4 protein-coding genes are annotated in these 3,492 nt (G+C 62.7%); all 4 read left to right on the plus strand.

Annotated features, from left to right (window positions below; genetic code table 11):
* Positions 1–977: HAD-IC family P-type ATPase (locus tag EOA86_RS27055; protein ID WP_128344487.1), on the plus strand; the 977-nt coding region annotated here is incomplete at its 5' end.
* Between the two features lie 9 nt (positions 978–986).
* A complete protein-coding gene (gene cueR, locus EOA86_RS27060; RefSeq protein WP_128344488.1) occupies positions 987–1,385 on the plus strand; it encodes a Cu(I)-responsive transcriptional regulator in 399 nt (132 codons plus the stop codon).
* Positions 1,386–1,426: 41 nt separating this feature from the next.
* Positions 1,427–1,942 carry a cytochrome c gene (locus EOA86_RS27065; RefSeq protein ID WP_281033722.1) on the plus strand — a complete coding sequence of 172 codons (516 nt, stop codon included), beginning with the start codon at positions 1,427–1,429 and terminating at the stop codon, positions 1,940–1,942.
* 66 nt (positions 1,943–2,008) lie between these two features.
* Positions 2,009–3,492 (plus strand): DUF4396 domain-containing protein (locus EOA86_RS27070; RefSeq protein ID WP_128344490.1); only part of this gene is annotated, 1,484 nt, incomplete at its 3' end.

The raw sequence follows: 3,492 nt of genomic DNA on the forward strand, positions 1-3,492 counted from the left end.
CGTTGGAACGCTTCGCTAAGGTCGATACGTTGATCGTCGACAAGACCGGCACGCTTACCGAGGGCAGGCCGAGGCTGACGGATGTCGTCGGGCTCGACGGTTTTCCTGAGACCGAACTGCTCGGCCTTGCCGCCAGTCTGGAAAAGGGTTCGGAGCATCCGCTGGCCGAGGCGATCGTCGAGGGCGCGCGGGAGCGCGGCGCAGAAATCGGCGAGGCCGGCGACTTCGAGGCCCTCACCGGCAAGGGAGTCCGAGGGGCCGTCAAGGGCCGCGCTGTCGCGCTCGGCAACGCGCTGCTTATGGACGATCTGGGCATCGGCTTGGAGGTGGCGAAGGAGCGTGCCGATGCGCTGCGGTCCGACGGCAAGACCGTGATGTTCGTTGCGACCGATGGCAGGCTTGCCGGTTTCGTCGCCGTCGCCGATCCGATCAAGGCGACAACGGTGGAAGCGATCCGCGCGCTGCACGACAGCGGGCTCAGGATCATTATGGCGACGGGCGACAACGAGCGCACCGCCAAAGCTGTAGCTTCGAGGCTCGGCATCGACGAAGTCAGGGCCGATATGCTGCCCGAAAGCAAGAAGACGCTGATCGATGAGCTGCATGCGAAAGGTGCAGGCGTCGCGATGGCCGGCGACGGCGTTAACGACGCGCCCGCATTGGCGGCGGCCGATGTCGGCATTGCGATGGGAACGGGAGCCGATGTTGCGGTCGAGAGCGCCGGGATCACGCTGCTCAAGGGCGATCTCAACGGCATCGTCCGGGCGCGGCGGCTGTCGCAGGCGACGATCCGCAACATCAAGGAGAACCTGTTTTTCGCCTTCGTCTACAACGCGCTCGGCGTACCGGTAGCGGCGGGTATTCTCTACCCGGTTTTCGGCACGCTGCTGTCGCCGATGATCGCGGCAGCGGCAATGAGCCTTTCGTCGGTTTCCGTGATCGGCAACGCGCTACGACTTCGTTCTCTGAGGCTTTGAGGTCAGATCATGAACATAGGAACCGCCGCAGAAAAGTCCGGCCTGCCGCCAAAGACCATCCGATACTACGAAGACATCGGTCTTCTTAGGCCTGATCGTGCCGACAACGGGTACAGGGATTATTCGACGGCCGACGTGCATCGCCTGCGCTTCCTGCAGCGGTCCCGAAGCCTTGGCTTCTCTGTGGAAGAATGCCGACAGCTCCTTTCGCTCTACCGCGACAAGGAGCGCGAGAGCGCGGATGTGAAGGCCATAGCGGAAGCCAAGCTCGCTGAAATCGACCGGAAACTTGCGGAACTCGCCGGACTGCGGGACATGCTTCGGCATCTGACCGACCATTGCAACGGCGATGACCGACCTGATTGCCCGATCATCGACGGGCTTGCTGGACACGGCACGGTTCAGTGAGGCGTGTCCCCATCATTGCAGCAGTTCTTGTCATCGCCGCGATCGCCGCCGGGACGGCGCTCCCGACGACAGCCGTCGCCCCAGTCGTCGCCGAGCGCCAAGCGTCGATGAAGGCGATGGCGAGCGCCGCCAAGACCATCTCCGAAATTTTTGCCGGCAAGGTGGCCTACGATGCCACAGCCTTCAAGGCGGCAACCGAAACCATTCGCCGCCGGTCCGGAAGTGCCATGGTAGACGCATTTCCAGCGGACTCGCTTGGTGAACCCTCGGCCGCTAAGGCGGATATCGGTCAGTCCCAAGAAGAATTCGCCGCGCTCGCTCGCCATCTCGAAAGCCTGGCAGCTGCGCTGTCAGATGCGGCTGACGATGCGCCCGATGGCATTACGGAAGCCATGAGGATGAAACCCGGAATGGCGATGGGCAGCAACCTGCTCGGAAAACGGGCTGGCGGCGCGGCCGATACCGATCCTTCGAAGATCCCAGCCGAACACGTATTCCATCTGATGCTGCAGAACTGCACGAACTGCCACGCCAAGTTCAGGGAGAAGCGGCAGTAGGCAAGCCATCGACTTCACCCGATGCCGGACCAGGTGACATTGACGACAATCGACAGGAATCCTGCAATGTTCGTACAGCCCGTCGACTACTTCCTCGCAGTCTGGTTCGTTCTGGCGGGCCTGAGCACGGCCTATGTTGCGTGGGACCAGTTCCGCAACAACCCCGAACCCGTGGTGATGAAATGGGGGTTCATCCTGGTCACGCTCTATATGGGGCCGCTGGGGCTGCTGATTTACGTGCTGGCCGACAAGGAGCCGCGGCCAGGCGAACACGAGGCGTTCACCAAGCCGCTGTGGAAGCAAGGCGTAGGCTCGACGATCCACTGCGTCGCCGGAGACGCCACCGGCATCATTCTCGCGGCGGCAATCACCGCCGCTCTTGGGCTGCCGATGTGGATCGATCTCATCGTCGAGTATGTTGCCGGATTCGCATTCGGCCTGTTCATCTTCCAGTCGCTGTTCATGAAATCGATGATGGGCGGCACCTATTGGGAGAATGTCCGCAAGAGCTTCATGCCGGAATTCATCAGCATGAATTTCATGATGGCGGGCATGGCGCCGGTCATGAGCTTCCTCATGATGGGCAGCGACATGCGGGCCATGGAGCCGACCGAGCTCCTGTTCTGGGGTGTCATGTCGTTCGGCGTGATCGTCGGCTTCATCACCGCATATCCTTCTAACGTATGGATGGTGGCCCGCGGCCTGAAGCACGGGCTGATGACCGAACGCGTACCGGAATTCGACAAGGCCAGGGAAGGCAGGCGCGAGCACGCGTATGGCGGCGCGGAAGTCGGGATGGCGGGGCACAGTCACGCTGACGCGCGCTTTGACGAACACGGCAACCCCAGACATGGCAACCCAGGCGATAACTCCGGAGCCGGCCATCATGGATCCAGCTATGACTTCTCCCACGGCAATCGGGGAGGCGGGTCGCGTGGTACGCATGGTGGTCACGGCATGGAACCGGATGCAACTGTGCCGCAACTCGCGGCCTTGGGCGGCGTGTCCGTACTTGCACTGGCGCTCGGCATGATCGCTCCGGCCAACTGGGTGAACCTCACCCTCAGCGCGCGAGACGTAGGCGGCGCCATCATGCCGCCCGGCATGATCATGGACCGCGACACGCCGGCTGCAGCGATGCTGGACATGGCCGCCGTGCATCCTCGCCTGATCACGGCCAGCCATGGCTTGGAAGTTCGCGGCGACCGGGAACTGGAAGCCAGGATGGAGAACGGGGTAAAGGTGTTCGACCTGGAAACCTCGGTCATCCGCTGGGCGATCCTGCCGGACGTGAAAGTCGACGCCTATGCGATCAACGGGCAGGTTCCCGGCCCGCGGCTGCATATCCGGCAAGGCGACCGGGTGCGCATCAATGTCACGAATCGGCTGCCGGAGAGTACGACGCTCCATTGGCACGGGTTGATCCTGCCGAACGAAATGGATGGCCCGGCCGAGATCACGCAGGAGCCGATCCCGCCCGGCGGCAGCTACCGATATGAATTCACGGCGGGCCAGTCGGGGACCTACTTCTATCACTCGCATGACCATGT

The organism is Mesorhizobium sp. M5C.F.Ca.IN.020.32.2.1, assembly GCF_004023105.1.
GTDB classification, from domain to species: domain Bacteria; phylum Pseudomonadota; class Alphaproteobacteria; order Rhizobiales; family Rhizobiaceae; genus Mesorhizobium; species Mesorhizobium wenxiniae.